Below are 21,398 nucleotides of genomic sequence, written 5' to 3' on the forward strand. Positions count from 1 at the left end.
CTTTGATTGGCTAACTGTCTAAACGGAAACGTTCGACTTCGGTTTCCAACTGACTGGCAGCGTCGCCCAGACGCTGACTGTCTGCGGAGGCGGAAGCGGCGTCGTCGCGGGTCTCGCGGGCGACTCCGGCGACACGCACCAGGCGTTCACTCATTTCCTGGCCGGAGCTGTCCTGTTCGCTGGTGGCTTCGGCGATGCTGCGACTGAGTTGGTCGATATGGCCGATACGGCCGCGAAAGCCTTCCAGGCTCTGGCTGGAATGGCTGGCCACCTGGTGGCATTGCTCGATGGCGTTGCGGTTGTCTTGCAGCCGCTGCGCCAGTTGGCCGTAGCCGGTGGTGAGTTGTTCGATGATGGCGCGAATGCGGGTGGTGGAGTCGGCGGTACGGCTGGCCAGCGCCCGCACTTCGTCGGCGACGACGGCAAAACCACGGCCGTTTTCGCCAGCGCGGGCGGCTTCGATGGCGGCGTTCAGGGCCAATAAGTTGGTTTGTTCGGCGATGCCTTCAATTTCTTCAGACACCGTTTCCACGGCCTGCATCTGTTGCGTCAGTTCGGTCATGGTGCGCACCGATTCTTCAAAGCCTTCGCTCAGTTGCGCCAGCGCTTGCTGGTTATTGCGCATCTCTTTCAGGGTGGCTTCGATTTCCTGATTGGCTTGCTGGCTTTCGTCCATGCCCTGGCGGGTGGTGTCGGCGACGGCCTGAATAGAGGCGCTCATCTGCGTCATCGAGGCCGACAGCGATTCGATGTCTTCGCTTTGCCGTCCAGCGTTGTGGCTGAGCCGTTGCGATAGCGTCTGGCTGTCGTGTGCCGAGCGTTGCATGGTCAGTGAGCGCTCACGCAGACCTTCAATAATGCTGTTGAGTGACTGGCGCACGGCTTCGACCGAGCGGCTGAGTTCGCCCATTTCATCGCGGCTGTTATGACTTAAACGAACGCTGAGGTCGCCTTGCGACAAAGCGCGTAACGCGGTTTGCAGGCGTCGCATCGGCGGCCGGATGGAACGGATGATCAGCCAGACCACGACCAGGGTGACGACAATGGCGATGCCCAGTGCAGCGATGCTGGCCAGTAGACTGAGCATCAAATGGCTGGAGACGGTCTGGTTGGTGCGCTCGGAGTATTGTTGAGCGAAATCGTTCAATGCACTCAGTTGAGCGGCGGCCTGGTTCTGTAATTGCGCCAGGTTCGCCAGCGTCTGGGTTTGCTGGGCTTCGACGTTGAGCAGGGTGCGGCGGTCGGCAATCAGGCCGGGCTGGTCTTCGGTGCCCTGGGTCAGTTCGGTCAGCAACGTTGAGGTTTCCTGGGCCGAGCGCATAAAGCTCTGGGCTTCGGCAACGCGCATCGCCAGGGTAGTGAAGTTAAAGAACTGCGTCTGGTGGTTTTGGTCCCAGGTGTTGAATTGCTGTTCGCGCTCGGCCAGTTGCTCGATGGAATCGGCTAGGCTGATGTTTTTGATCACCATCAGGCCGCTGAGAAAGGAGGCATAGAATTCGTAGGCGACGGCCAGGGAGTAGTCGTCCGACAGCGAAAACAGCAGGTTCTCGAACAAAGGACCGATATCGGCTGCCAGTTGATCGGCAGTGGCGGCGTTGGTGTCGAAACGGGCGCGCACGGCGAGGCTTTGCTGGTGCTGGTTAAGAGCGGTGTCGGTCAGCGTCGACATCTGGGTGAGCAGGTCCCTCAGGCTGGCCAGGCTGGTGTTGGCGGCTGCGGCGTTATCGAGACCGGCCAGTAATTGACTGAGCTGTTCGGCCAGTGCTCGCTGCCGGGACTGGCTGGCGTCCAGTTGATGACGTATCACGCCCAGGTCGTCGGCGTTGTGTTGTGCCAGGGCTTGTTGAAAGCGTTCGGCGGCGCGACTGATCGACAAATCCAGCTCATTATTGGTGGTGACGATAGGCGTGGCATTGCCGGTCAGTTGGTTGACGCTGTGAATGGTCTGGCGGCCGTAGCCGATGCCCACCGCGGTGGCGATAGCGACCACAGCAATGACCAGGGTGAAACCCAGGCCGATGCGCAGCACGATACTGGGGCGGGGCAGAGTAGGAAGCTTCATATCGGTTGCCTTGGGCGGCCAGGCAGCTACAGCCGCTATTTCTTATTGTATGGTTCAGTTAACGGCCAGCCTGCCAGTCTGACCAATAGCTTATCGTTTAATATCGATACTTTTTTGTCATTTTGCTGTCGGGCCAGAGACCATGGGTTACACTTTGGGCCGTTCACGTCGTCCTTTCTGAGTCCCAAACCGACGGGGTAACAGCCGCATGAGTGTTGTGAAACCGAGCTATGAAGCCGTCTACGAGGCTGATCGCAGTTTCCGCTATCTGGCGCATGGTGCCGACAGCTCGCTGGTGCGCTGGCATTACCACGACGAGTACGAACTCCACCTGATTCAAAGCACCGAAGGCAATGCCTTTATTGGCGATTATGTCGGCCCGTTCAGGCCCGGCACGGTGTTTCTCTGTGGGCCTTATTTGCCGCATAACTGGGTGTCGCTGGGGCATTTCGAGAAAGGCATTCGCGATCGGGTGATCAATTTTTCCGACCAGCGCATTCAGGCGTTGGCCGAATGTCTTCCGGAAATGCGCTCGCTGCAGTCGATGCTGGCCGATTCGCGCTTTGGCATTGAGTTTTCGCCTGAGGCCAGCGCGCTGGTCATCGATGACTTTGCCGAAATTGCCGGCCTGAGAGGCATGGCGCGAGTGCTGCGTTTTCTGGAAGTCATGACCTGCCTGGCGGAGACCGGCGACTATCAGTTGCTGTCGAGTCGTTCCTACGAAAACGAATCCGATAGCCAAACCGAAGAGCGGGTGAATACCGCGGTCAGCTATATCATTGCGCACTGCACTCGTGAATTGACGCTGGATGAAGTGGCCGGTCAGTTGAACCTGACGCCGTCGTTTTTCTCGCGCTGGTTCAAGAAGGCGACTGGTTATCGGTTTATCGATTTCGTCACCCGGTTGCGCATCAGCCGGGCCTGCGAGCAGTTGGAGGTCAGCAGCAAGCCGATCACCAATATCTGCTTCGAAGCCGGCTTCTCCAACGTGGCGAATTTCAATCGGCATTTCCTCAAAATTAAAGGCATGACACCGCGTCAGTATCGCGAGTCCATCGCCATCCGCGGTAAAACACCGATCAAGGTTTCTCTGCGTCGCTGAAGGGCTTGGGCGTCGTCTTATCCTAACGGAGCCAGTTCAGTGGCTCCCTCGCGCGATCACTATCATTCTCGGTTATAGTGATCGTTATCCGCAGACAATGTATTAGGGTGAAGTCGATGAACAAGGGACGGTTGACCGGTGCGGCGTTGTTGTTGGCAGCGTCGCTGGGACCGGTCACAGTTATGGCGGCAACCTTGCCAACGTTGCATCTGACCGACCAGAGTGGTCAGGATGTCGGCGAGGCGGTTGTTGAACTCAAAGGTGCGGCTGCTGTTGAGGTGCCGCCACTGCCGGAAGAAGCCATTGTCGATCAGGTCGACATCGCTTTTGTGCCGGAAATCGCGGTGGTTCGCGCCGGTACCAAGGTGCGTTTCCCCAACAGCGATGAAACCCGCCACCACGTCTATTCTTTCTCCGCCGCCAAAACCTTCGAATTGCAGCTTTATAAAGGCAACGATGCGCCACCGGTCGAGTTCGATAAAGCCGGTCTGGTCGCCCTGGGCTGCAATATTCACGATTCCATGCGCGGTTATATCTATGTCGTCGAAGGTGCCTTGTATGGCCAAACCGACGCAACCGGCGAAGTGACCTTGCCGGCGTTCAATGCCGAGCAGTCGCCTTATCTGGTGATCTGGCATCCGGATATGGATGAGCCTTTTCAACTCGCCATAGCTGACCTCGCCGATGCTGAAGCGGACCGTCTGGAAATCCAGTTACCTTTTGAACTGAGTGTTGATGATCCGTCGCAGTCGCCGTCGAGCTTGTACGACCGCCTGCAAAGGTATCAGTCCGATGGCAATTAGTTTTCGCACCCGGCTGTTACTGATCTTCCTCAGCCTGCTCGGGCTGACATTGGCCGCGACGCTGTGGGCAGTATTACGCGCCACCGATGCCAATGCGCGTGCCGGTGCCAACCGCGAACTGGCGGTTGCTGAACGCGTCTTCGATACGCTGCTGGTGGATAACAGCCGTCAGTTGACCGACCGCACCACCTTGCTGGCGGAAGACTTTGGTTTTAAACAGGCCATCGCCACCAACGAAGAAGGCACCATCGTCAGCGTGCTGGCCAATCACGGGGATCGGGTTGGCGCTGATATGATCGTGCTGATGGACCCGGCCGGTGAGGTGTTGATCAGCACCCACAATATCGCTGCTGAACTGGCTGAGCTGCGTGAATCGATCGACCGCGAAGAACAAGCCTTCAGCGTGCTGACGCTGGCCGACGATGCACCTTACCAACTGGTGATGGTGCCGGTGCGTGCGCCCCAGTTGATCGCCTGGGTGGGCATGGGTTTTATCATGGATGAAGCGCTGCTGGAGGGCTTCCGAAGCATTACCGGTACCAACCTGACGCTGCTGTTTCGCGGCGGCGAATCGGCGCCTGTGCGCGCCTTTACCACGCTCAATGCCGACTTGCCGCTGGATGCTCTGGACGGTGATTTCAGCGCGGTACTCGGCCAGGCGACCGATCGCTTCAGTGAAGCCGGTTGGTTGAGCCGGCAAGGCGTCTTGAAAGATCGCGACGGTCAGCAACTGGGCATGTTGTTGTCGGTGTCACTGCAAGAAGCGCTGGCCGCTTACGACAGCCTGCGCAACCAGATGCTCGCCATCGCCGCCATTGCGTTGGCGCTGGCGGCGTTGGCAACGGCCCTGATCGCCAGTGGCATCAGCCGGCCGATCAATGCGCTGGTAGTGGCAGCGCGCCGTATTGCCCGCGGTAATTACACCCAGCCGGTGGCTTTGCAGGGCAGCGACGAATTCGCGGTTCTGGGCGATACGCTCGATAACATGCAAAGCGCCATTCAAGAACGCGAACGCCATATTCTCTATCAGGCCCAGCACGACTTGCTGACCGGTTTGCCCAATCGCGATGAATTCGGCCGGCAGTTGAGTGAGCGACTGAGCAGTCAACCCGAAGCGCCCTTTGCGGTGATGTTGCTGCAGCTGAGCAACTACGATGATCTAAGCGATGTCTACGGCCTGGCGGTGATGGACGCAGTGCTGCCGCAGGTGGCCAGTCGTCTGGCCGATGCCTGTCGCGAATCCGACCGCGTTGGTCGCATCGGTACCGATGAGTTCTTGCTGTTGATCGATGGTCTGACCGAAACCGGCGCCCATGCCGAAGCCGAGCGTTACCTGGCGTTGTTTGACTACGCTTTCCGCCACGACAGCCTGGAAATCAAGGTGGAAGCGCGCTTGGGCATGGTGTTCTGTCCGCAGCAGGCCAGCGATTACGAAGACCTGATGCGGCGCACTCATCTGGCGATCAGCGAAGCGCGTCATTTAGGCCACAGTTTTGCCACCTATCAGGAAGGTCAGGATGAGCGTCATCTGCGGCGTATCACCGTGACCAACCGCTTGCAGCACGCCATTGCCGAAGGCGGTTTCCAGTTGATGTTTCAGCCGCAATACAGCCTGGAACATCAACGTATGCGCTCGGTGGAAGTGCTGATTCGCTGGCACGACCCGGTGCTCGGACGGATGTTCCCGGAGGAATTTATTCCCCTGGCTGAGCAATCGGGTGACATCACCCTGATTACCGACTGGGTGTTCGATGAATCCATTCGTCAGATGCGTCGCTGGCAGGCCGAAGGCTATCCGGACCTGGGCATCAGTGTGAATCTATCGGCCAAGGACATTCTCAAAGACAGCTTTGTCGACAGCCTGTTGGCGCGCATCAAACAGCACGGTCTGAAGGGTGAAGAATTGATTCTCGAAGTCACCGAAAGCGCCATGATGGCCGATACCGAACGGGCGCTGAAAAATCTTCAGCGGCTTTATGATGCTGGCGTCGAATTGGCGATGGACGACTTCGGCACCGGCTTTTCATCGCTGGCGCAGTTGAAGTCGATGCCGGTGCATGAACTGAAAATCGACAAGGCGTTTATTTTGAATCTGGCCACGGATGAAGACGATCAATGCATCGTTCGTTCGACCATCGAGATGGCGCAGCAGTTGAAGCTGACGGTACTGGCCGAGGGTGTTGAAGACCCGGCTTCGGTCGCCTTGCTGGAAGCCATGGGTTGTCACTGTATTCAGGGTTATTGTCTGGCCAAGGCGTTGCCTTACGACGACTTGATGGATTGGCTGGCCACCTTCAACGAGCAGCGCGAAAGCTTTTTGCGCGCTTGACTAAAAACGGGCCAGCGCTGATGTCATCAGTCGCTGGCCCGTTTTTCATGCGTCAGTGATTTAAGGTTGCAGTGCACTGAGCACGGTTTCCCGATCTTCCTCACCTAAGCCGAACAGATCGGTCGGCGTTTGTTCACGAATATCCAGTGCCAGTTGAGCCGCCGCTGAACCGGCCTCTTCACCATCGCTGAAAGCCCTGTTGCCCTCGCTCAGGGTGGCGTCCTGGTTGGTATTGAAGGTTTCACGCAACTCTTCCAAACGGCCGGTATCCAGATCGGACTGACGCTCCAGCGCGCTGATGGCCTGGTCCAGCGTATCGACCGCGTCCTGACGGCTGCGCACGAAAAAGCCGTTGTCAGCCAGCGGGCCGGCGTCGGCCGAGCCGGTGCCAAAGGGATCCTCCACTGCCAGCGAGCGGATTCGCTCCAGCGCAGCAAAGGTGTCTTCGCTGACCAGGCGCTGGCTTTCCGGCTGTTCTGTCGAGTCATTGGCATCGTCAGAACCTTGAGCCAGACGTTCGCGCTCGCCGCGCAGTTGCTCCAGCACTTCGCCTCTGTCTTGCTGCGAGACCGCCAGTTCATTGGCTTCCTGCACTTGAGAGCGAATGGCAGCACGGCGGCTGTCGATGCTGGTATCGACCTGAACGTCGGCTTGAACGGCGTTCTGGTTGGGCGATTGGGGCGCTGGTGTCGTCTGTTCAGCGGCACGCGTCTGGGGCGCGTTCAGGCTGTCCTGACGGTTCAGCGGATTGAGGTTGTTGAGACTACCAGTCGGTTCGATGGGCATTGTTTTGCCTCCCTGGTCGAACGTGTGCTTTCTAAGATACGGTTGATTGGCTATTTTTCAACCAGCTTAGCGCCTTTACTTGGTCGGGGCTTTATTTTTACCGCAGTGGCGCCATGATGAAGCCGTTCACGTCGGGCTTTGTGCCCGATCAACCAGGGTTCGAGGCGAGGAGGCCAGGATGTCGATCTTACGCGATGAGTATGGGGCGGCACTGGCGGGCATACATGCCCACGGTCTGGAATTGATCGAACGCTATCAGGATCTGGTCGATCAGGAAGTGGTGTCCGCACCCACAGAGACGCTGTTGCGACGTGCCATAGAGGCGCGCAGCGCTATGTTGGGACGAATTGAGGCCATGGAACGTGCTCGCGGTGAGTTGCCGCAGGCTGGAAATCAGGAACGGGCCTTGCTCAAGGCCATCAGTGATTGGGTTCAGTCGCGAGTGCATTCCGAAGCGACTTTGGTGTTACGGCTGATGGAAGCTGAAGCCCAGTGGCGCAGTGAAGTCGATGAAGCGGCGGATCTGGACTGGAGCGATGACGAGCAGGATGTGCTCAGCCAGTTGGTGATCCACAGCGATCGTTTGGTGGATGAACTGCGGTTTTTGCAATCCTCTTTGTAGCGCCTGGCGTCTTTTAGCAACGCATCAGGATGATTCAGGGTCAGTCCAGTATTACACTGGCTGACCCTTTTTATTGGAAGTTAACATCGTGCCGCCGCTGGTAATCACCGTCCTGTTGCTGACCTGTTCCAACGTCTTTATGACCTTTGCCTGGTACGCCCACCTTAAGACGCTCAATCACAAACCCTGGATCATTGCGGCGCTGTTCAGCTGGGGTATCGCCTTGTTTGAATACCTGTTGCAGGTACCGGCGAATCGTATCGGTCATACGGTTTACTCGGTAGGACAGCTGAAAATACTGCAGGAGGTCATTACCCTCAGTGTGTTCGTGCCGTTCGCACTTTTTTACCTGCGTGAGCCACTCAAACTGGATTATCTCTGGGCGGGCTTGTGTTTGCTCGGTGCGGTCTTCTTTATTTTCCGCGAGCGTCTGTTTTAGGCCGGAAGTCACCTTTTTTCATTCAGTCTGACTCAGATCAACTCTGTGACTTGCTTCACAAATTTTCACCCATAGATTGGTGGCGGGTTCGGTTTATAACGCCGAGTTGTACCAACCTCCTGCTGTGGAGTGTTCCTGCCTTATGTTCAGTCGTCTGAAGATTTTTCATCGTTTGGCGCTATTGTCCGGTCTGGCCATGGTCGCTTTGATCGGTGTTGTGCTGTTATTGCTCGGTGTGGTGCGTGAGCAAATGATCGAAGATCGTGCCCAGTTGATGCAGGCACAATTGGACAGTGTTGTGACCTTGTTGGATGGTTTTCGAGCACAGGTTCGGGCCGGTGATATGAGCGAAACCGAAGCCCAGTCTGAAGCCATCAGGCTGTTGAATCAGTTGCGTTATCTGCAAGACGAATACGTCTTCACGCTCGACAGTCGGTCATTGCGGGTGCTGCAGCATCCCTCCGCAGAGATCATGGGCAGCGACGGCCGGCAGATTCTCGACACTGAGGGTACGGCGGTGATGGTGGGCATTGAGCGTGCCGTTGAAGCGGGTAACGGTCGTGGCCGTTTTAATTACCTGTGGCCCAAGGTGGGTGAAGCACAGCCGCAACCTAAGCTTAGTCTCGGCGTCGCTTACCGGCCCTGGAATTGGACCCTGGTGACGGGCATGTATACCCACGATATCGACAAGCGTTACTTCCAGCTGCAACGCTGGGTACTGCTCGGCGCGGCAGGCGTACTGGTGGTGCTGGGATTGCTGTCGTGGCGCATCGGCTCGCAGATTTCCGGACCAGTGGCGCGGGTGACTCAATTTACCCTGGGTGTCTCGGATGATCTTGATCTGAAGCAGCGGCTGCCAACCCAGCCGAGTTGGGAGGTCAACCAGATTGCGCAGTCGCTGCATTCACTGCTCGATTCAACCCGTTCGGTCATTCTCGATGTTCGCGATCAAAGCGACGTACTGAACGCTACCAGTGAAGAGCTCAGTCAGTCGATCAGCACCACCCGCGGTGAAATTCAGCAGCAGTTGAGCGCCATCGATTCCATCGCTGCAGCCATCGAAGAAATGACCGCTACCTTTGATGATGTGGCGCGCAACACTGAGAAAACCAGCGACCTGGCCAGCGGCGTTCGCCAGAATGCCGAAAGTGGTCAGCAGACGCTGGACACCACCCGTGAAGTGACCGATCGGTTGGTGTCGGAAGTGGGCGAGGCCGCCGAGGTCATACGCTCACTGGCCATCGAGATGCGCAGCATTGATGAGATCGTCGAAGTCATTACTGGCGTCGCCGACCAGACTAACTTACTGGCGCTGAACGCAGCGATCGAAGCGGCGCGTGCCGGCGAGCAGGGTCGTGGCTTTGCTGTGGTGGCGGATGAAGTGCGCACCCTGGCGTCCAAAACTCAGGAATCCACCGAGGCAATTCGCGGCAAGATCGAGCAATTGCAGCAACGCGCCGAACAGGCTTACCAGGTGATGGATGACAGCCGCAGCTATGCCAGCCGCACCACCGAGCAGATGGCTGAGGTCACCGAATCGTTCGGGCAAATTCGTCAGGCGCTGGATGAGCTGTCTGACCAAACCCAGCAGATTGCTGCGGCAACCACCCAGCAAAGCGCGGTGATCCAGAACATCAACAGCAACGTGGTTCAGATCAGTGAGCAAACATTGAGTACCGAAGAGCAGGCCAAGGCGATCGAAATGTCATCGCAGGAATTGGCTTCGGTGGCGAATGAATTATCGCAACGGGCATCACGTTTCCAAGTGTAAAGCGATGACGGAATGCTGTATGAAAACCGGCTTTCGAGTAATGTGGCAGACTGAGTATTCAGGGAACCCATTGCCATGAGGCAAACACTCGAAAACCGGTTTTTTCTGCTCTTATTACTGCTCGTCAGCCTGGCATTTTTCTTTGTATTAGAACCTTTTTGGGGCGCCATTTTCTGGGCCGTTGCCATTACTGTTATTTTTTATCCGCTGCAGACACGATTCCTACGGCTTACTGGCAATCGCCGCAACTTGTCGGCGCTGATCACGTTATTGTGTTGCGTTGTCATCGTGGTTTTGCCGGTACTGCTGATCGTTATGCAGGTGGTCAATGAAGCCGTTAACCTGTTTCAGAGTATTCAGGAGGGCGACATCTCACTGGGCGATATTCTCGATCAGTTGCGTACGGCCTTCCCGATGGTTCCAGATTTACTGAACAAGGCGGGTATTGATACCGAGAATGTCCGTCAGCGCCTGTCGGATTTTGCGGTCACCGCCAGCCAGTACCTGGCTCAGGAAACGCTGAGTATCGGTCAGAACACCATGAGCCTGGTGTTGAACCTCGGCTTGATGCTGTATCTGGCGTTTTTCCTGCTGCGCGATGGCCACAAACTGATTGCGCTTTTTATCCGCGCTTTGCCGCTCGGTGATGAACGCGAACATCGGCTGTTCGATAAATTCGCTGAAGTGACCCGTGCAACGGTCAAAGGCAACCTGGTGGTCGCCATCGTTCAAGGCGCCCTGGGCAGTATCATTTTTGCCATTCTGGGCATACCGGCGGTGATTTTGTGGGGTGTGCTGATGGCAATTTTGTCGCTGATTCCGGCCGTTGGTGCAGCCCTGGTTTGGGGCCCGGCGGCGATCTACCTGATCGCCAGTGGGTCGTGGATTTCCGGTATCGTGCTGGTGGCTTACGGTATGGTGGTCATTGGCTTGGCTGATAATATTCTGCGCCCCATTCTGGTCGGACGAGACACCAAACTGCCTGATTACGTTGTGCTGTTTTCTACCTTGGGCGGTATCGCCTTAATGGGAATTAATGGCTTTGTAATCGGCCCCCTGATCGCCGCCTTATTCATGACCTTCTGGGACATCTTCATGCGCGATTTTAATCGCAACGATGAAGCACCTTATTGACGCCTAATTCACGCTTTGACTTGGCGGCGTCCCCACAGCACCAGGGCGATGCCGCCGAGCAGTAAAAAGCTGGCCAGCACCAGACGCGGGTCCAGTCGTTCTCCCACCAAAAGCACCCCACCGGCAGCCGCCAAGAGCGGCACCGACAACTGCAAAACCCCAGCCTGAACACCACTGAGCGACGGCAACACCGCATACCACAACGCATAGCCACAGCCGGAAGCCAGCGCACCCGACAGCACCGCCAGCCAGAAACCTTCCCGGCTGATTTGCACGGTTTCAATAAAAGGCACGAACAACAGCAAGACCAGCGGCGCGGTGCGCACAAAATTGCCGGCAGTATCGAGCAGCGGCTGGCTGGAGCCGCGACCGTTGAGCGTATACAAACCCCAGGCGATGCCCGCGCCCATCATTAACACCATGCCTCGCAACGATGGTGTGGTCAGATCCGGCAGAATCAGATAGACGAAACCAGCACAGGCGGCAAACACACCGGCCCATTCGGTGCTGTTCAAGCGATGTCCTTGCCACAGGCTGATGCCGATCAGCGTCAGTTGCACGGTGCCGAACAGAATCAGCGCGCCGGTGGCGGTATCGAGCTGGATATAGGCAAAGGAAAAGCCCGCCGCATAGAGAAACAACCAGGCGGCGCCGGAAATAGAGCCGGCTTTGACGGCGCGATAAAGCGGCAGTTTGTGGCTGCTCAATTTAACCAGCAGCAATAACACCAGGGCGCCGGCGACCAGCCGTACGGCGGTAAAGGAAGCGGCATCAATGGTGGCGTCACCCAGAGCCCAGCGACACAGTACCGAGTTGGCGGCGAAGGCGACCAGAGCCAGGAGGGTGAAGCTGATCAGGTGCGGGGAAGCGGTCATGGTGGTTCGGTCCGTCGGCAAAAGCGCCACTATATACCGCCGTCTGCCCGGTCGCGAAGATTGGGCTTGAACCTACAATGACTTGAGGGTTTTTAATAAGCATCAAATCCTGAAGGAGATGTTTTGATGTCGCATCATCACGGTTCAACCGCCGGGCATAACCATTCACACGGTCACGCTCATGCACCGGCGCAATACAACCGGGCCTTTGCACTGGGCGTGGCGCTGAATCTTGGCTTTGTGGTGATCGAGGCGTTGTACGGTTTCTGGGCCGGATCGCTGGCGTTGCTGGCCGATGCTGGCCATAACCTCAGCGACGTACTCGGTCTGTTGCTGGCCTGGGGTGCCAGTGCGCTGGCCCGGCGTCATAGCAGTCGATTGCGCACCTTCGGTTTGAAGAAAACCACTATTCTGGCGGCGCTGGCCAATGCCTTGCTGTTACTGGTGGCAGTCGGTGCCATCGCCTGGGAGGCGCTACAGCGGTTCAGCGATCCGGCGCCGGTCGCCGGTGTTACCGTGATCAGCGTCGCCGCCATCGGCACGCTGATCAACGCTCTGACCATGCTGCTCTTTATGAAGGGTCAGCACGATCTGAACATTCGTGGCGCCTTTTTGCATATGGCGGCGGATGCGGGGGTGTCGCTCGGCGTGGTCATTGCCGGTGGTTTGATTCTACTGACCGGCATCAGCTGGATCGACCCGCTGGTCAGTCTGGTCATTGCTGCGGTGATTCTGGTCGGCACCTGGTCGTTACTGACCGAATCGCTGAACCTGGCGGTCGATGCGGTGCCGAAGAATATCGATCTGCGTCAGGTGGAAATGGCCCTGGAGCAACTGCCGGATGTGTTGGATGTGCACCATCTGCACGTCTGGGCGTTAAGTACCACGGAAACGGCCCTGACCGCGCATCTGGTTCGCCCACAGGCGGCGGATGACGATGCGCTGATTCACCGCGCCAGCGAACTGTTGCAGCACGATTTCGGCATCGGTCACACCACTTTGCAACTGGAATACCAGCCGCATCATTGCCCGACCGACGACCATTGCTGAACGGTCAGAGAATACCGGCCAGATAGCTGGGCCCGCCCAGGTAGCGGATGGCGTTGCGGATATCGTAGGCGCGCTTATAGACGTAGTCGGACGGGCGCTGCGCCGATAACCGCTTGGGGTTGGGCAGTACCGCGGCCAGCAAAGACGCCTCATAGCGCGTCAGTTGGCTGGGTGATTTGCCGAAAAAGGTCTCGCTGGCCTGACCCACGCCATAAATGCCCGGACCAAACTCCACCACATTCAGATAGACCTCCAGAATGCGCTCCTTGGGCCAGGTCAGTTCAATCAACAGCGTAAACCAGGCTTCAATACCCTTGCGGAACAAGCTGCGGCCGGACCACAGATAGAGGTTTTTAGACAGTTGCTGGCTGAGTGTGGAGGCGCCGCGCATCGGGCCGTCTTCTTCGTGGATTGCTTCCCAGATAGAACTGAAATCAAAACCGAAATGGGTGGGAAACAGCTGATCTTCCGAGGCGACCACGGCTATCGGCATGTTTGGATCGATTTGATCGAGTGGCGTCCAGTGTTGGCGCATCTGGCTGGCAGAGGCTTCGCCATCGAGCAGGATAAAGGCGGTGATCGGCGGATTGATCCAGCGCAGCGGCACCGTCAGCAACAGGCTGAACAACACCAGCGACAGGCAACACAGCGCCAGAGTTCGCAACAACGATGTGAACGACAGTTTCGACATGAACAGCCGGCGGTTCAAAAGGGCGCGGGATTATAATCGACCGGCGCCGCCTTGTGAGCCGATCGGGCTCACAAAACAGCGCTTTTACGTTCCGGTGACGTCTGCCCGGCTTAGCCGAACATGCCTTTAAACATAAAGAAGAAGAGGATGGCGAGCAAACCACCGGCGGGCAGGGTGACCACCCAGGAAGCGACGATGGTGCCAATAACCCTCAGGTTCAGTGCGGAAATACCGCGCGCCAGACCGACGCCGAGCACCGCCCCCACCAGAGTGTGGGTGGTGGAAATCGGCAGACCGGTGCCCGAGGCCAGCACCACGGTGGTACCGGCAGCCAGCTCAGCGGCAAAGCCTCGGCTGGGCGTGAGCTCGGTAATGCGACGCCCGATGGTGCCCATCACTTTGTAACCAAAGGTCGCCAGACCAACGACAATACCCGCACCGCCGATCAGCAGCACCCAGGCTGGCATCGCCGACTGAGCAGCAATATCGCCGTGATTGGCAACGACATTAATGACCGCCGCCAGTGGTCCCACGGCATTGGCGACGTCGTTAGAGCCGTGCGCGAAGGCCATGGCACAGGCGGTGAATATCATCAACACGGCAAAAACGCGTTCAACCGAGGCGTAACGGAAGGCGCGGTCGGCTTCGGGGTCAACCTGAACGCGGCGCAGCATCAGCAGACCGAGACCAAGAATCACCAGACCCGCCAGCGCGGCCAGCGCCAGACTGGACAGGAAGGACAGCTGCAGGCCGACGTGTTTCAGACCTTTGGTCAGCGTCACCATGGCGATGATAAAACCGGTCAGGAACATATAAACCGGCACATAGCGCTTGGCGTTGGCGAACGGATCGTCGGTATTGAGAATCAGGCGATAAACAGAGCGGAACAGCAGGAAGGCAATGGTGCCGGAGAGCAGTGGCGATATCACCCAGCTCATGACAATGGTCGTTACCTTGCCCCACTGCACATAGTCGACGCCGATGCCGACGGCGGCAAAACCGACGATGGCGCCGACAATGGAATGAGTGGTCGAGACCGGCCAGCCCATATAGGAAGCGATCACCAACCAGATCCCGGCGGCCAGCAGTGCCGACATCATGCCGTAGACTAATAATTCGGGTGAGCCTTCGAGCACCGACGCATCGACGATGCCTTTGCGGATGGTGCCGGTGACTTCACCGCCAGCCAGGTATGCCCCGGCGAACTCGAAAATCATGGCGATGACGATGGCCTGGCGCACCGTCAGGGCGCGCGAACCGACCGAGGTACCCATGGCGTTGGCGACGTCGTTGGCGCCAACACCCCAAGCCATGAAAAAACCAAAAACGCAGGCGAGCAGAACGAACCATGGGCCATATTCGGCAATGATGGTCATGCGCTGTCCTCTGTCTTAACAATACATAAAAGAAAGGCCCGCTGAATCAGCGAGCCATGAGGATTTGCAGGCGGGCGCCTACGCGCTGAGCGACATCGGCCAGATCGCCGATCAACTCGATGACGCGGTAGAGGAACATCACCTCAATGGGCGGATGATCCAATTCCACGGCACGCAGGGCCTTGCGGATGTTGATTTCCAATTCGTCCGTGCGGTGTTCCTGATCATCCAGAGCGTCGATCAGTTTGGACACCAGAGTGATTTCCTTGGTACCGAAACCGGTTTCGAATAATTCGTCCAGTTCGGCCAAAGCGTCGGCGGCCTTGGCACTGGTCGCGATGGCCGCTTCCAGGTATTCACGCATCAGCGGTTGCAGCGGTGCGGGAATGGCCATTTCACGACCGACCATGATGCCGGCGATGTCCTTGGCGCGGTTGGCCAGGCGGTCTTGCTGGGTGACCAGTTCGAGCAGATCCGAACGGGGCACCGGCATAAACAGGCTGTTGGGCAGATGAACCCGAATGTCCTTTTTCAGCTTGTCGGCGTCTTTTTCCAATCCGGCAATATCGAGGCGAACCTGTTCGGCAGCTTGGTAGTCACCGCTGAGCGCGGTGTCATAAAAGTCGAGCAGGCGTTCGGCGCAGGCGTGGGCTTTTTTGATGTGCTCTTGAATGGGCTTGACCGGAGATCGGCCAAACAGCGCCATCAATGGACTGTCGGCAGCCATGTCGCTGTCCTCTGTTATGCGAACTGGGCGCGCATTATAGAGGCCTTTTTCTGTAATAAAAATGTCATCAGCGCAGAAAATGCGGACAACAAAACAGCACGGCGGGTGCGTCCGCCTCAGTGATTACTCAGGCTGACTTCCAGATCCGCTTGCGGCAGCGCCCGAATGCGGCGCTGTTCGTCGATGGCGACGTAGACGAATTCGGTCTCGGTCACCTTCTGTCGCTCGGCGTCTTCGGGCATGCGGCACCAGACTTCCACGCCGATGCGAATGGACGAACGGCCCATGCCCAGAATATGGGTATAGCAGCAGATCACCGACCCGACTTTGATCGGCCGGACAAAGGCCATATCGCCGATGGCCATAGTCGTGGTGCGGCCCCGAGCGATGCGACCGGCGGCAACGCTGGCGGCCATATCCATATGAGTGACCAGCCAACCACCGGAAATATCACCGTTGGTGTTGGTGTCTTTGGGTTGAGCGACGACGCGTAATTGCAATTCACCGCGGGGTTCTGGATTGGTGGCGTCCAGTTTGCTCATGACTCTGGCTCGTTATTGTCGTTGTTGGGTGGATAGTTGTTTTGATAAGAGCGCCAGTATAACGGCGTCGCCGTGGCTTGGATATGGTCAAAAACCGGCCATTGATAGTCGCAAAGACGACAATGACAGCTTGTCATAATACTGTCATCTTTAGTTCATACAGTTGTCATCCGACGCACCTAGCATCCCTTGCGAGCCCATGAAGCCACTGGCGTTTCCAAGGGGAAAGGTCGGGGCTTCACTCAGTGATGAACTAACTGGAGGTTACCAGTGAAGAAAACAATGATTGGCGCCACCCTGGTGGCAGCTATGGCCGCGTCTCTGTCCGGCACCGCTTTTGCCGAAGCCCGTGACCAGATCAGCATCGTCGGTTCTTCGACCGTTTATCCTTTCGCCACTGTTGTGGCCGAACGGTTCGGTCAGACCACTTCTTATGCTACCCCGACTATCGAATCAACCGGTTCTGGTGGTGGTATCCGTTTGTTCTGCCAGGGCGTGGGTGAATCCACTCCTGACATCACCAACGCTTCTCGTCGCATCAAGGCTTCCGAGCTGGAAACCTGTGCAGCGAACGGCGTAGAAGAAGTTGTTGAAGTGCTGATCGGTTATGACGGCATCGCTGTTGCTGAAAGCGTTAACGGCGAAGGCATGAACGTTTCCAAAGCCGAACTGTTCCTGGCGCTGGCGGCTACTGTGCCGAACCCGAACGGCAATGGTCTGGTAGAAAACCCGTACGAAAACTGGAGTGACATCCGCAGCGACCTGCCGAACCACGCTATTCGCGTTTTCGGTCCGCCGCCGACTTCCGGTACTCGTGACGCCTTCGTTGAACTGGTTATGGAAGAAGGCTGTGCTGAATTTGACGCCATCGCCGCTCTGGAAGACAGCGATGAAGACAAGTTCGGTGAAGTCTGCGCTACCATGCGTGAAGACGGCGCTTTCATCGAAGCCGGTGAAAACGACACCCTGATCGTTTCTCGTCTGGAAAACGACCCGACTGCCCTGGGCATCTTCGGTTTCTCTTTCCTGGACCAGAACTCTGACCGCGTTAAGAGCGTTGCTGTAGAAGGCGTGCAAGCGACTTTCGAACAGATCGCCAGTGGTGAATATCCGGTTTCCCGTCCGCTGTTCTTCTACGTTAAGAAAGCGCACGTTGGCGTGATCCCGGGTGTTGAAGAATACGTTGCCGAGTTCACCAACCGTCGTGCCATCGGTTCTAACGGTTACCTGGTTGACCGTGGTCTGATCCCGCTGGACAACGCTGAATACTCGCGCATGAAAAAGGCTGTCGACAATCTGGAACCGCTGGAACTCTAAGCGCCCGGTTTGATGCAGTGACTGATCGGGAGAGCCACTGGCTCTCCCGTTGTTGTTTCAACATGGTGGTTAGAGATAGTCGACCGTCAGGTGTTTCCGGGTTAGTCAGGGCGTGCGCTGATTAACCCGGACATATCGCTAACTTTGGAGCTCTATTGATGCAAACCTCGACGCTGATGCTGGTTATGGTGGCTCTGGCGGCGCTTGCTTACACCCTGGGTCGGGCGCGTTCCATCCAGTTGGTCGGCGGTGCTGCCAAGATCAAATACCTGCATTCGTTGCCTAACTACTATGGCTTGATGGCGGCGGTCTGGGCTGTCTTGCCCGGCTTCCTGTTGCTGATGGTCTGGGTTGGCCTGGAAGAACGCATCATCATCAACGCTGTGATGGATTTTCTGCCGGACAGTTACGGTCAGATGGGCTCGCCGCAGATGAACCTGACGCTGGCCAAAATTCAGAACATCAACTCCGGTTCGCTGTTGGCCGGTTCCGATCCGATGTTGATCCAGGCCGCCGAACTGCTTGAGCACATGCGTGAGCGCAGTCAGTTGTTCAAAGTGGTGCTGACGCTGCTGACCATGATCGCCGGTGCTGTGGTCGGCTGGCTGGTCACGCGGCCGACCTTGCGTGCCCGCCCGCAGTTTGAATTCGTTCTGAAGAGCCTGCTGTTGCTGTGCTCGACCATCGCCATCTTTACCACCATCGGCATCATCCTGTCGGTATTGTTCGAGAGCATCCGCTTCTTCCAGGCCATTCCGTTCTTCGACTTTATCTTCGGTACCAAATGGAGCCCGCAGATCGCCATTCGTGCCGATCAGGTCGGCTCGTCCGGTGCCTTTGGTGCCATACCGCTGTTCGTCGGTACGCTGATGATCGCGGCCATCGCCTTGTTCGTAGCGGTGCCGATCGGTTTGATGTCGGCGGTCTATCTGGCCGAATACGCCAAACCGCGCGTCCGTAGCATCATCAAACCGCTGCTGGAAGTGCTGGCCGGTATTCCGACGGTGGTGTACGGCTTCTTCGCGGCACTGACCATGGGGCCGGTGGTGCGCGATGTGTTTGCCGGCATCGGCTTCGATGGCGTCTCCGCCGAATCGGCGCTGGCCGCCGGTCTGGTGATGGGCATCATGATCATTCCTTTCGTTTCTTCGTTGTCCGATGACGTTATCAACGCGGTTCCCAACAGCCTGCGTGATGGCTCTTATGGCTTGGGTGCAACGCGCAGCGAAACCATCCGTCAGGTGATTTTCCCAGCCGCCTTGCCGGGCATCATGGGCGGCATTCTCTTGGCGGCGTCGCGCGCCATCGGTGAAACCATGATCGTGGTGATGGCGGCCGGTCTGGCTGCCAACCTGACCGCCAATCCGCTGGAAGCGGTGACCACCGTGACCGTGCAGATCGCCACCTTGCTGGTCGGCGACCAGGAATTCGACAGCCCGAAAACGCTGTCCGCCTTTGCGCTGGGTCTGATGCTGTTCTTTACCACCCTAATGTTGAATGTCGTCGCCATGGCGATCGTGAAGAGGTTCCGCGAGCAATATGACTGATCAAAAACTCGACGCCATCGAACGACTGGCAAGCGTCAAGCAGGAACGTCTGCACGCCAAACTCAAGGCGCGTTATGCCCGCGAGTGGCGCTTCAAGGCCTACGGTATTGCGTCCATCGCGGCCGGTTTGGGCTTTCTGGTGATCCTGTTGTCGACCATTTTCAGCCAGGGTTTGTCGGCTTTCTGGACCACCTATGTGGAGCTGGAAGTCACCTACGATCCGCAAGTGCTGTACATCGACGACGCCACCGATCCGGATCAATTGAGCCAGGGCGATTACGGCAGTGTGGTGCGCCAGGCGTTGTTGGACCGCTTCCCGGAGGTGTCCGGCCGTCAGGATACGCGCGCGCTGACGTCTCTGGTCAGTGGTTCGGCCGAATACCGACTGCGCGACCGTCTTAAGGCTCATCCCGAACTGCTGGGTCAGACCGAGCGCCTCTGGGTGCTGGCTGATGATGACTTGGATTTGCTGCGCAAAGGCATCATCGACCGCGATTTGCCGGAGTCCGAACGCCGCATCAGCAATCAGGAACTGGGCTGGATTGACAGCTGGCAAGAAGCCGGCGAATTGAAAGGTCGGTTCAATACGGTCTTTTTCACCAACGGTGATTCGCGTGACCCGGAAACCGCGGGTATCTGGGGCGCGGTGGTGGGTTCTTTCTATACGCTGGTGGTGACCTTGCTGTTGTCCTTCCCGATCGGCGTCGCAGCGGCCATCTATCTGGAAGAGTTTGCGCCGAAAAATCGCCTGACCGACATCATCGAAGTCAACATCAATAACCTGGCGGCGGTACCGTCCATCGTCTTTGGTTTGTTGGGTCTGGCGGTTTTTATCAATTTCTTCGGCCTGCCGCGTTCGGCGCCGCTGGTCGGTGGTCTGGTACTCACCTTGATGACGCTGCCGACCATTATTATCTCGGCGCGTTCTTCCATTCGTGCCGTGCCGCCGTCGATTCGCGAAGCCGCGACCGGCCTGGGTGCATCCAAAATGCAGGTGACCATGCACCACGTTCTGCCGCTGGCCATGCCCGGCATGCTGACCGGCACCATCATCGGTATGGCGCAGGCGCTGGGTGAAACGGCACCGCTGCTGATGATCGGCATGGTTGCCTTTATCGTCGATATTCCGGGCGGTTTTACCGACCCATCCACGGTGTTGCCGGTGCAGGTTTACCTCTGGTCGGACAGCCCCGAGCGGGCCTTTATCGCCAAAACATCGGGCGCCATCATGGTGCTGCTGGGCTTCCTGGCAGTGATGAATTTGCTGGCCGTCTTTTTACGTAGAAAATTCGAGCGTCGCTGGTAAGGCCAGACCTTGCTAGAACTGGAGAGTGACAGATGACAATTTCAAACCAGTACACGGATCAATCGATGGACGACAACGCCATCAGCAAGCCGGAAAGCCGCCATCCCGTTTTGGAAAACTGGGAAGGCACCGTGGGCCCGGCCCTTGTTGACGACCCGCGCATGAGCGCCCGTTCGGTCGACGTTTTTTACGGCGATGCTCAGGCCATCGACAACGTCAGCCTGGACATCGGCAAGAACGAAGTGCTCGCCATGATCGGCCCGTCCGGCTGTGGTAAGTCGACCTTTTTGCGCACCATGAACCGGATGAACGATTCCATCGACATCTGCCGCGTTCAGGGCGACATTCTGCTCGACGGCGAAGACATCTATAAAAAGCATATGGATGTGGTCGCGCTGCGCGCCAAGGTGGGCATGGTGTTCCAGAAGCCGAACCCTTTCCCCAAATCGATCTACGACAACGTCGCTTATGGCCCGCGTATTCATGGCCTGGTGTCTCGTCGCGCCGAGCTGGATGAAGTGGTGGAAACCGCGCTGCGTAAAGCCGGTCTGTGGGATGAAATCAAAGACCGGCTGGACAAGCCGGCGACCGGTCTTTCCGGCGGTCAGCAGCAGCGTCTGTGCATCGCGCGCACCATCGCCATTTCGCCGGAAGTGATTTTGATGGACGAGCCGTGTTCGGCGTTGGATCCTATTGCCACAGCGCGCATCGAAGAGTTGATCGCTGAACTGTCGCAGAACTACACCATCGCCATCGTGACGCATTCCATGCAGCAGGCGGCGCGGGTTTCTCAGCGCACAGCCTACTTCCACCTGGGCAAACTGATCGAGGTTGGCGAAACCGACCATATCTTCACCTCGCCCAGCCACAAACTCACCGAAGACTACATCACCGGTCGTTTCGGTTGATCCCAGAGGAT

19 protein-coding genes are annotated in these 21,398 nt (G+C 57.5%); 12 read left to right on the forward strand and 7 right to left on the reverse strand.

All coding sequences use genetic code 11. The features are described from left to right. Positions 1–10: 10 nt before the first annotated feature. Positions 11–2,062 (reverse strand): methyl-accepting chemotaxis protein, encoded by a 2,052-nt coding sequence (locus ABMA60_RS08515; RefSeq protein ID WP_392801511.1) that lies wholly within the window; start codon positions 2,060–2,062, stop codon positions 11–13. 208 nt (positions 2,063–2,270) lie between these two features. Between ABMA60_RS08515 and ABMA60_RS08520 the strand changes: the two genes are divergently transcribed. The 3 genes from ABMA60_RS08520 (at position 2,271) to ABMA60_RS08530 (ending at position 6,296) form a co-directional block, all read left to right on the forward strand. Next, positions 2,271–3,164 carry a helix-turn-helix domain-containing protein gene (locus tag ABMA60_RS08520; protein ID WP_392801514.1) on the forward strand — a complete coding sequence of 298 codons (894 nt, stop codon included), beginning with the start codon at positions 2,271–2,273 and terminating at the stop codon, positions 3,162–3,164. Between the two features lie 116 nt (positions 3,165–3,280). Then, complete coding sequence (locus ABMA60_RS08525) at positions 3,281–3,967, forward strand: methylamine utilization protein (protein WP_392801517.1); 687 nt, start codon at positions 3,281–3,283, stop codon at positions 3,965–3,967. Then, positions 3,957–6,296: a putative bifunctional diguanylate cyclase/phosphodiesterase gene (locus ABMA60_RS08530; RefSeq protein WP_392801520.1), complete on the forward strand. Its 2,340-nt coding sequence runs from the start codon at positions 3,957–3,959 to the stop codon at positions 6,294–6,296. The genes ABMA60_RS08525 and ABMA60_RS08530 overlap by 11 nt, the downstream gene beginning before the upstream one ends. Positions 6,297–6,356: 60 nt before the next feature. Here ABMA60_RS08530 and ABMA60_RS08535 read toward each other — a convergent pair whose 3' ends face one another. Continuing rightward, positions 6,357–7,082, reverse strand: coding sequence for a hypothetical protein (locus ABMA60_RS08535; RefSeq protein WP_392801522.1), 726 nt, complete (start codon positions 7,080–7,082; stop codon positions 6,357–6,359). Positions 7,083–7,260: 178 nt separating this feature from the next. Between ABMA60_RS08535 and ABMA60_RS08540 the strand changes: the two genes are divergently transcribed. The 4 genes from ABMA60_RS08540 to ABMA60_RS08555 all read left to right on the forward strand — a co-directional run bounded on the left by ABMA60_RS08540 (position 7,261) and on the right by ABMA60_RS08555 (position 11,048). Beyond that, positions 7,261–7,704 (forward strand): hypothetical protein, encoded by a 444-nt coding sequence (locus tag ABMA60_RS08540; protein ID WP_392801525.1) that lies wholly within the window; start codon positions 7,261–7,263, stop codon positions 7,702–7,704. An 88-nt stretch (positions 7,705–7,792) separates the two neighbouring features. Continuing rightward, positions 7,793–8,143 carry a DMT family protein gene (locus ABMA60_RS08545; protein ID WP_392801528.1) on the forward strand — a complete coding sequence of 117 codons (351 nt, stop codon included), beginning with the start codon at positions 7,793–7,795 and terminating at the stop codon, positions 8,141–8,143. A 142-nt stretch (positions 8,144–8,285) separates the two neighbouring features. Further along, entirely contained in the window at positions 8,286–9,914 is a 1,629-nt protein-coding gene (locus ABMA60_RS08550) for a methyl-accepting chemotaxis protein (RefSeq protein WP_392801531.1), read from the forward strand. Between the two features lie 75 nt (positions 9,915–9,989). Next, positions 9,990–11,048: an AI-2E family transporter gene (locus ABMA60_RS08555; protein WP_392801538.1), complete on the forward strand. Its 1,059-nt coding sequence runs from the start codon at positions 9,990–9,992 to the stop codon at positions 11,046–11,048. Between the two features lie 8 nt (positions 11,049–11,056). Here the strand turns inward: ABMA60_RS08555 and ABMA60_RS08560 are convergent, their stop codons facing one another. Then, a complete protein-coding gene (locus ABMA60_RS08560; protein WP_392801540.1) occupies positions 11,057–11,923 on the reverse strand; it encodes a DMT family transporter in 867 nt (288 codons plus the stop codon). 126 nt (positions 11,924–12,049) lie between these two features. Between ABMA60_RS08560 and ABMA60_RS08565 the strand changes: the two genes are divergently transcribed. Then, positions 12,050–12,973, forward strand: a complete 924-nt coding sequence (locus ABMA60_RS08565; RefSeq protein ID WP_392801543.1) for a cation diffusion facilitator family transporter — start codon at positions 12,050–12,052, stop codon at positions 12,971–12,973. 4 nt (positions 12,974–12,977) lie between these two features. On the opposite strand, the gene mtgA is transcribed toward ABMA60_RS08565, so the two are convergent. The 4 genes from mtgA to ABMA60_RS08585 all read right to left on the reverse strand — a co-directional run bounded on the left by mtgA (position 12,978) and on the right by ABMA60_RS08585 (position 16,309). Further along, positions 12,978–13,664: a monofunctional biosynthetic peptidoglycan transglycosylase gene (mtgA, locus tag ABMA60_RS08570; protein ID WP_392801546.1), complete on the reverse strand. Its 687-nt coding sequence runs from the start codon at positions 13,662–13,664 to the stop codon at positions 12,978–12,980. Positions 13,665–13,774: 110 nt separating this feature from the next. Beyond that, positions 13,775–15,040, reverse strand: coding sequence for an inorganic phosphate transporter (locus ABMA60_RS08575; protein WP_392801549.1), 1,266 nt, complete (start codon positions 15,038–15,040; stop codon positions 13,775–13,777). 46 nt (positions 15,041–15,086) lie between these two features. Beyond that, the gene (locus ABMA60_RS08580; protein WP_392801552.1) at positions 15,087–15,767 is read right to left on the reverse strand and encodes a TIGR00153 family protein; all 681 of its coding nucleotides are present in this window, start codon (positions 15,765–15,767) and stop codon (positions 15,087–15,089) included. A 116-nt stretch (positions 15,768–15,883) separates the two neighbouring features. Then, positions 15,884–16,309, reverse strand: a complete 426-nt coding sequence (locus ABMA60_RS08585; protein WP_392801554.1) for an acyl-CoA thioesterase — start codon at positions 16,307–16,309, stop codon at positions 15,884–15,886. A gap of 270 nt (positions 16,310–16,579) precedes the next feature. Here ABMA60_RS08585 and ABMA60_RS08590 point away from each other — a divergent pair, with 270 nt between their 5' ends. From ABMA60_RS08590 to pstB, 4 genes are all read left to right on the forward strand, one after another. Further along, positions 16,580–17,626 carry a substrate-binding domain-containing protein gene (locus tag ABMA60_RS08590; RefSeq protein ID WP_392801557.1) on the forward strand — a complete coding sequence of 349 codons (1,047 nt, stop codon included), beginning with the start codon at positions 16,580–16,582 and terminating at the stop codon, positions 17,624–17,626. Between the two features lie 158 nt (positions 17,627–17,784). Beyond that, entirely contained in the window at positions 17,785–19,173 is a 1,389-nt protein-coding gene (gene pstC / locus ABMA60_RS08595) for a phosphate ABC transporter permease subunit PstC (RefSeq protein WP_392801560.1), read from the forward strand. Further along, entirely contained in the window at positions 19,166–20,479 is a 1,314-nt protein-coding gene (pstA, locus tag ABMA60_RS08600; protein ID WP_392801563.1) for a phosphate ABC transporter permease PstA, read from the forward strand. Before pstC ends, pstA begins: the two co-directional genes overlap by 8 nt. A gap of 32 nt (positions 20,480–20,511) precedes the next feature. Beyond that, positions 20,512–21,387, forward strand: coding sequence for a phosphate ABC transporter ATP-binding protein PstB (gene pstB, locus ABMA60_RS08605; protein ID WP_392801566.1), 876 nt, complete (start codon positions 20,512–20,514; stop codon positions 21,385–21,387). Positions 21,388–21,398: the final 11 nt, after the last annotated feature.

Source organism: Saccharospirillum sp. HFRX-2 (assembly GCF_043196805.1).
Taxonomy (GTDB): Bacteria; Pseudomonadota; Gammaproteobacteria; order Pseudomonadales; family Natronospirillaceae; genus Saccharospirillum.

Bases quoted from the DNA above. Each gene is read 5' to 3' on its own strand.
- ABMA60_RS08530 (WP_392801520.1), top strand. From the start codon at position 3,957: ATGGCAATTAGTTTTCGCACCCGGCTGTTACTGATCTTCCTCAGCCTG.
- ABMA60_RS08535 (WP_392801522.1), bottom strand. From the start codon at position 7,082: ATGCCCATCGAACCGACTGGTAGTCTCAACAACCTCAATCCGCTGAAC.
- ABMA60_RS08565 (WP_392801543.1), top strand. From the start codon at position 12,050: ATGTCGCATCATCACGGTTCAACCGCCGGGCATAACCATTCACACGGT.
- ABMA60_RS08525 (WP_392801517.1), top strand. From the start codon at position 3,281: ATGAACAAGGGACGGTTGACCGGTGCGGCGTTGTTGTTGGCAGCGTCG.
- ABMA60_RS08585 (WP_392801554.1), bottom strand. From the start codon at position 16,309: ATGAGCAAACTGGACGCCACCAATCCAGAACCCCGCGGTGAATTGCAA.
- pstC (WP_392801560.1), top strand. From the start codon at position 17,785: ATGCAAACCTCGACGCTGATGCTGGTTATGGTGGCTCTGGCGGCGCTT.
- mtgA (WP_392801546.1), bottom strand. From the start codon at position 13,664: ATGTCGAAACTGTCGTTCACATCGTTGTTGCGAACTCTGGCGCTGTGT.
- ABMA60_RS08550 (WP_392801531.1), top strand. From the start codon at position 8,286: ATGTTCAGTCGTCTGAAGATTTTTCATCGTTTGGCGCTATTGTCCGGT.
- ABMA60_RS08580 (WP_392801552.1), bottom strand. From the start codon at position 15,767: ATGGCTGCCGACAGTCCATTGATGGCGCTGTTTGGCCGATCTCCGGTC.
- ABMA60_RS08520 (WP_392801514.1), top strand. From the start codon at position 2,271: ATGAGTGTTGTGAAACCGAGCTATGAAGCCGTCTACGAGGCTGATCGC.
- pstB (WP_392801566.1), top strand. From the start codon at position 20,512: ATGACAATTTCAAACCAGTACACGGATCAATCGATGGACGACAACGCC.
- ABMA60_RS08540 (WP_392801525.1), top strand. From the start codon at position 7,261: ATGTCGATCTTACGCGATGAGTATGGGGCGGCACTGGCGGGCATACAT.
- ABMA60_RS08575 (WP_392801549.1), bottom strand. From the start codon at position 15,040: ATGACCATCATTGCCGAATATGGCCCATGGTTCGTTCTGCTCGCCTGC.
- ABMA60_RS08555 (WP_392801538.1), top strand. From the start codon at position 9,990: ATGAGGCAAACACTCGAAAACCGGTTTTTTCTGCTCTTATTACTGCTC.
- ABMA60_RS08515 (WP_392801511.1), bottom strand. From the start codon at position 2,062: ATGAAGCTTCCTACTCTGCCCCGCCCCAGTATCGTGCTGCGCATCGGC.
- ABMA60_RS08560 (WP_392801540.1), bottom strand. From the start codon at position 11,923: ATGACCGCTTCCCCGCACCTGATCAGCTTCACCCTCCTGGCTCTGGTC.
- pstA (WP_392801563.1), top strand. From the start codon at position 19,166: ATGACTGATCAAAAACTCGACGCCATCGAACGACTGGCAAGCGTCAAG.